Source organism: Enterovibrio coralii (assembly GCF_001559595.1).
Lineage (GTDB): Bacteria > Pseudomonadota > Gammaproteobacteria > Enterobacterales > Vibrionaceae > Enterovibrio > Enterovibrio coralii.
Map to the genome: position 1 here is coordinate 74,556 of NZ_LNTY01000051.1, position 6,309 is coordinate 80,864.

The window sequence follows — 6,309 nt, forward strand, 5'->3', positions numbered from 1 at the left end:
CTAACGCACCATGCCAATGTGCGAGTGCCAGTAGGTATAAATAGGATGGGGTGTGATGGATGACAGAATACGCGCGGTTTCAGCGGGGCTATATTGCCCGCCTTCTTGTTTTGGCAACGTGCTTGCGAGCATAAACACCAAGGTGTTTGCAGGCATATTCGCAAGCGCGGCATCCACCTCATCGACGGACATGTCGGTTAAAAACTCCACGTCATAACGGTTTTCCAGAGTTGGCGCGATGTTCGCTTTCACGATATCCAACACGTTACGGTCATAGGATTCTTTTGAGGCACCCACGAAAGCAATGGCTTGGTTTTTGGGGTGCAGCGACAACGCAAGTTCAATAGATTGAATGTAATCGGTGTATTCAGAAATTCCTGTGACTTTTTCATTCTTCGCAATCAATGCAGAAGGCTGGGTGTGAATAGAACTAAAGACAATCGGCTGGGTAGGGAAAAGAGAGCGTTGGTTTTCTAATGCAAATTCGATGGCGGCCATGTCCGAGGTCACCACCAAATCAATCGTTCGCTCAACATTCTTTAGAGCAAGGATCTCTGCCACTTTCTGGTTGGTCGTCGTCGGGTCAAAGCGTCGGCTGTCGAGGTAAACGACAGAAAGCTCAATCGGTGTAGCAGAGGTGGAGAGGGTTTCACTTAACCCGCTTTCTAGCTCATCACTCCAACCATACCCACGATGGAAAGAGTTGATGTACAGAATGTGTTGCGCATCGCCTTCGATGCCAGTGATTTGCGAGGCCGACACACTGGCATTCATTGGCAGTGCCAGACAGCAGATAACGATTAAGTGTACAAACCTAGCGTGTTTATTCAGGCAGTAAGCCGCTTTTTTATAAGACTAGTCATCATTCACTCATTACTCAGCACACAGATTCCCAAAAGGCGACGGCTATCAATACACCTTTAGAAAGCGCGAAGTGTGGGCACTTTCAGTGTGATTGGACAGCATTCCTTATCGCAATGAAGGTTAAGTGTAGATATAGATTCACGCGTTATCTCAATAGATTAGGTCAAAGTGCGAAGTGTGTTCATATCTTGCAGTTTCATATTGAAATGTGAATTGTTCTGCGAGAGGAAAAGAGATTTCGAGGTTCCAATGAATCTAAATCTCACAACTTGCCATACTTGATATGTTGGAACAGGCAGTTGCGGGTGGTTGCGTATGAAAATACCTATGCTGGTGGTGAGTGTTGGGCTAATAGCGTATCCGGCTTTGGGTGACGAAAGCGCGGCCTTGCAGGGCACTATTTTTCCTTATTCACCGTTAGACGCTTGGAAAGAGCAGACATTCATTGGCGCAACCGCCTATCAGCCGACGTTTGATAAAGCGAAAGGCGAGGGAAGGCTGCTTACAGAAAGTGAAGGCAGTGCGTCTGCGCTTTATCGGGAAGTGGATATTACCCTCGATGAAACACCCTTACTGAGCTGGGGTTGGGAAATAAAACGCTTTCCAACGGTTGAGTCGATAAAAACTAAAAAGAATGACGACTACGCGCTTCGGGTGTCGGTGACGGCGAGAACGGGCTTCACCATGATGAGCAGTCAAACCATTGTGTATGTATGGTCACCACATGACAACGTAGATGCCTCATGGCCAAGTCCCTTCTCACCGAAGAAGTTTAAGTTGATAAATGTCTCATCGGGAGATGCAACGGGCGAGTGGCGAGAGGTAAAAAGAAACGTGAAGCAAGACTTCCAACGCGTGTTTGGTCTCGACATCAAAAAGGTCAGTGCTATCGCCATCATGTCAGACAGTGACAATTCCAACAGCCGTGCATCTGGCGTGATTTCTCCGTTGGTTTTTAGCGAGCGTTCTAGCGGGAAAGACAAATAAAGTGGGAGTCGATAAATCTGTGTGTTTTTAAACCATTACCGCGATTTTTCGCTGCAAAGCCATACCAGTGCCTCATATCGACCTCGGTTTTTACATTACGTCTGCATTAAATTTATCCCTATGTCTGTGACTCAATACGCAGTTTGCTTGAAGTAATGGGGCAATCTCTGTACCCTTGCGGCGTTTTCCATTCTATGTTCAGGATTATCACCTTGCTTAGTACAGCTAATATCACACAGCAATTTGGCGCCAAGCCGCTTTTCGAGAACATCAGCGTCAAGTTTGGCGAAGGTAACCGTTACGGCCTAATCGGTGCGAACGGCTGCGGTAAGTCAACATTCATGAAAATCCTGAGCCGTGAACTGGAACCAACCAGCGGTAACGTCAGCGTCGACCCTAATGAGCGTGTTGCCAAGCTGAACCAGGATCAGTTTGCTTACGAAAACTTCACCGTTATCGACACTGTTATCATGGGCCACAAAGAACTGTGGGAAGTGAAGCAAGAGCGTGACCGCATCTACTCTCTGCCAGAAATGAGCGAAGAAGATGGTATGCGCGTAGCGGATCTGGAAGTTGAATTCGCTGAAATGGACGGCTACATGGCAGAGTCCAAAGCGGGTGAACTGTTGCTGGCAGTAGGTATTCCTGTTGAACAGCACTACGGTCTGATGAGCGCGGTAGCACCGGGCTGGAAACTGCGTGTGCTTCTGGCACAGGTTCTGTTTGCTGACCCAGACATCATGCTGCTTGACGAACCAACGAACAACTTGGACATCGACGCGATTCGTTGGTTGGAAGATACGCTGAACGAGCGTAACTGCACCATGATCATCATCTCGCACGACCGTCACTTCCTGAACTCAGTATGTACTCACATGGCTGACTTGGATTACGGTGAACTACGCGTTTACCCTGGTAACTACGACGAATACATGACAGCAGCGACACAAGCGCGTGAGCGTTTGCTGGCAGACAATGCGAAGAAAAAAGCACAGATTGCTGAGCTGCAAACCTTCGTAGCGCGTTTCTCTGCAAACGCATCTAAAGCAAAACAAGCAACCTCTCGTGCGAAGCAAATCGACAAGATTGAGCTGAACGAAGTGAAGGCATCAAGCCGTCAGAACCCGTTCATTCGTTTCGAACAGTCTAAAGAGCTGTTCCGTAACGCACTGGAAGTTGAAAACCTGAGCCAAGGTTTTGACAACGATCTGTTCGCGGGCTTCGGCGGTATCTTCGAAGTGGGCGAGCGCGTTGCTATCATCGGTGAGAACGGCGTGGGTAAAACCACTCTGTTGAACACACTGGCTGGCGTTCTTGAACCACGCACGGGTACGTACAAGTGGTCAGAAAACTCAAACATCGGTTACTACGCACAAGACCATGCGCATGAATTCGAAGAAGACATGAACCTGATGGATTGGATGGGCCAATGGCGTCAAGAAGGCGAAGACGAGCAAGTTGTTCGTGGCTTCTTGGGTCGTATGCTGTTCTCTCAAGACGACATCAAAAAGTCTGTAAAAGTCCTGTCTGGTGGTGAGCAAGGTCGTATGCTGCTTGGTAAGCTGATGATGCACAAACCAAACATGCTGCTGATGGACGAACCAACGAACCACATGGACATGGAATCTATCGAATCGCTGAACACCGCGCTTGAGCAATACAAAGGCACACTGTTCTTCGTTTCGCACGACCGCGTATTCGTAGACTCGCTGGCGACCCGTATCCTTGAGATCCGTGACGGCAAGATCCACGACTTCAAAGGCACTTACTCTGAGTTCCTTAAGTCTCGTGGTATCGAGCACTAATCGCTGCCGACAAGCATTAAAAAAGCCGCTCATTGAGCGGCTTTTTTGTGTCAAAAATACAGTGGCTTAAATCTCATCGACCAACTTTTGGAATGCTTCGATCCGCTTGGCCACCATGCAACGCTTTGCTGCCAGAAGTCGCCGTTTCGCAAATTTACGCCCAAGTGCTTTTCAGCGACGTCTTCGGCTGTCATACGGCCTGTATCGCGCAGCAAGGCTTTGTAGTCTCCATAGAAGCTTGCTCCTTTGTGTTGACGCTGCGCATAAACGCCCGTGCTGAACAGATAGCCAAACAGGTACGGATAGTTGTAGAAACTGATCTCCGCGATGCTGAAATGCAGTTTGCTCGCCCAGAACAAGTCGTTCGGCTCGGACGACGCCTCGCCATACCAATCCTTCCACGTCGATGCCATCAGAGCTTTCAGGTCGGAAGGTGAGAGTTCACCGCTTTCACGCTGCTCATAAAACGCTTTCTCAAACTCAAAGCGAACCGGAATGTTGAGCAGTAAGGCCACTGCAGATTGCGCTTCTTCCCACAGCATCAACATTTTGTCGTTATCGTTTTTCGCTCGCGCCAACAAGGCATCTCGCACCACATTCTCCGCGAAGATAGAGCAGTTTCTGCCAGTGTCATCGGATACGTGGTTTCGACATACGGCATATCGCGCATTACCCAGTTATGGAATGCATGGCCGAGTTCGTGTGCCAGCGTGAGCACATCTGACATGCTGCCGCCATAACTCATAAACACCAGCGGCGTGCGCGTTTTCGGGATTTTGGTGCAGTAAGCACCCATGACCTTGTTGGGTTGCGGTGCAGCATCAATAAGATGGTTTTCGACCATCATATCGACGAAATCCGCCATCTCTTGGTCAACCTCACCAAATGCCTGTTTGATGATCGCAATCCCTTCCTCGAAAGGAAAGGTTTCGCTGCTTGCGTCGGTTAGCGGTGGCATCGCCGCCAGTTCATCCCAAGGCGTTAAAGCGTCGGTTTTGAACAGCTTCGCCATAGATTGCGCGGCACCACGGGAGATAGGTTGGCTTTCCCTTGCGGTTTGCATCATGCATCCAGCGTTGATTGTTCGATGCGGCTGCCATTCAGGGCGGGTTGTAAGAAGGTCAGTGCTTCGGTATGGCTTCTTTTCTTGTATTCCGTCAGTCGATTACCGGCAAGCGCATTAAGAATTGCTGCAAAGGTAATTTCTTGCTTTTCCATTCCTTCATAAATAGCTCGCCACGCAGGTTCTCTGCGCGCAGCGTCACTGCCATACAGAATACTTGCCGCTTGCGACAGCCCAATGGTCTCTTTCGTGCCATCAGCAAGCGTGAGAGTGACATTCATATCACCCGTGATGTTGTCATAAAGGCGTCCCCACGCGTTCTTACCATCCACCTGCATGGCAGACAGTAATTGCTCTTCTGCCACAGATAATCGGTAAACACGCTGCTTTCTGATTTGCTCCAATCGGAACTCATGGCGACTAAAGAGGCCATGCTCATCGCTGCCTTTCATCACTGACTGGAACACGTCGTCATCACAACTCGCCAGTTCGCTTTCAAATGGGCTGAAAGCTTGCGCAAGAGAAGACAGCAACACATCTGTTTTCACCACCAGTGATTTTGCCTCGGCATTGGTGGCGTCCACGGAAGAAAGACAGGCCGCATAGTTTGAGGCTGACAGCAGCAAGGTTTTGATGTCATCAAAGCGCGTCAGTGCTTGCTGACACTGCTCAACATTGTCGGGCGACAATTTACCCAGAGAAGCGATAAGCCTCTCTGCATTTAGTATGTCTTCAAGTAAGGCTGGATCTTGAAGGCTGGTGTAGACGAAAGAAAAATCCCAACTTGGTGCGGACATACGGTTCTCCAAACTGTTTAACGCTCTCAATACCTTAACGTATTTCGGCGGGGAAAGGGGAGATTGTAGCGTGAGAAGCAGAGGGATTGTTTTTTGCAGTAGCGGGGGCGAAAAAACAAGTCAGAGAGATTATAGAGCATGCCTCACAATTGCAGTCTAAACCGCTGTTTAAATGAACAGGTAAAGCCTTATAGTAAAAATCGCACATTTTTAGTTAGCGATGCCCGTTTTTTGCACTTTGAATGAACTGAGATTGATGTAAGTCTCAGATATATATGACGATAAGAGAAAACAAGAACAGCTGTAAGCGGACTAATCGGGCGTCCCGGTTTTGTACTAAACGGGCAAGTTGCCCGCTAATAAGTTGTTATGTAAATCATGAAAATAAGGAGAATTGAGATGGAATTATCAGAAATTAAAGCGAAAATAATCGAGCTATTGGATGCTCAACTTGAACAAAAGTTTGAAGAATCAGATTTATCTGCGAGACATTACAGTTTTACTAGCCCTGACTACGACTTTTCTTTTTCAGTATCACTTGTAAGGAATGTCAGCGAAACTCAATTAACTAATCGAATAAATCGCTGTATCAATAAAGCGAAAGAAGTTTCAAAACCTAATACACATTTTCAGTTTGACGAAAACTGTGGTTTATATATCGTTTAATTTCAGAAATTTACATAACAAACTGTTTAAGAGTGATTCGCAACGCGTGGCATTTTTACCATGCGTTGGTTTTAGTGTTTAAGGTGTTATGCGATGGCTTCGGTATTGCGTTGCTCACACCTTAACA

At 47.7% G+C, this 6,309-nt stretch carries 4 protein-coding genes and 1 pseudogene; 3 read left to right on the top strand and 2 right to left on the bottom strand.

Features of this window, described 5'->3' with window-relative positions:
• Positions 1–762 (bottom strand): type 1 periplasmic-binding domain-containing protein, encoded by a 762-nt coding sequence (locus tag ATN88_RS27765; RefSeq protein WP_232313437.1) that lies wholly within the window; start codon positions 760–762, stop codon positions 1–3.
• A 417-nt stretch (positions 763–1,179) separates the two neighbouring features.
• On the opposite strand from ATN88_RS27765, the gene ATN88_RS19805 reads away from it, so the two are divergent.
• Together ATN88_RS19805 and ATN88_RS19810 are read left to right on the top strand one after the other, a co-directional pair.
• Complete coding sequence (locus ATN88_RS19805) at positions 1,180–1,851, top strand: DUF3047 domain-containing protein (RefSeq protein ID WP_083539544.1); 672 nt, start codon at positions 1,180–1,182, stop codon at positions 1,849–1,851.
• Positions 1,852–2,063: 212 nt separating this feature from the next.
• Complete coding sequence (locus ATN88_RS19810) at positions 2,064–3,656, top strand: ABC-F family ATPase (RefSeq protein WP_067419388.1); 1,593 nt, start codon at positions 2,064–2,066, stop codon at positions 3,654–3,656.
• A 66-nt stretch (positions 3,657–3,722) separates the two neighbouring features.
• Here the strand turns inward: ATN88_RS19810 and ATN88_RS19815 are convergent.
• Positions 3,723–5,516, bottom strand: a pseudogene (locus tag ATN88_RS19815) (M3 family oligoendopeptidase).
• Between the two features lie 399 nt (positions 5,517–5,915).
• Here ATN88_RS19815 and ATN88_RS19820 point away from each other — a divergent pair.
• Positions 5,916–6,182: a hypothetical protein gene (locus ATN88_RS19820; protein ID WP_054730732.1), complete on the top strand. Its 267-nt coding sequence runs from the start codon at positions 5,916–5,918 to the stop codon at positions 6,180–6,182.
• Positions 6,183–6,309: the final 127 nt, after the last annotated feature.

Coding starts and splice junctions, on each gene's coding strand:
- ATN88_RS19820 (WP_054730732.1), top strand. CDS start 5,916: ATGGAATTATCAGAAATTAAAGCGAAAATAATCGAGCTATTGGATGCT.
- ATN88_RS19805 (WP_083539544.1), top strand. CDS start 1,180: ATGAAAATACCTATGCTGGTGGTGAGTGTTGGGCTAATAGCGTATCCG.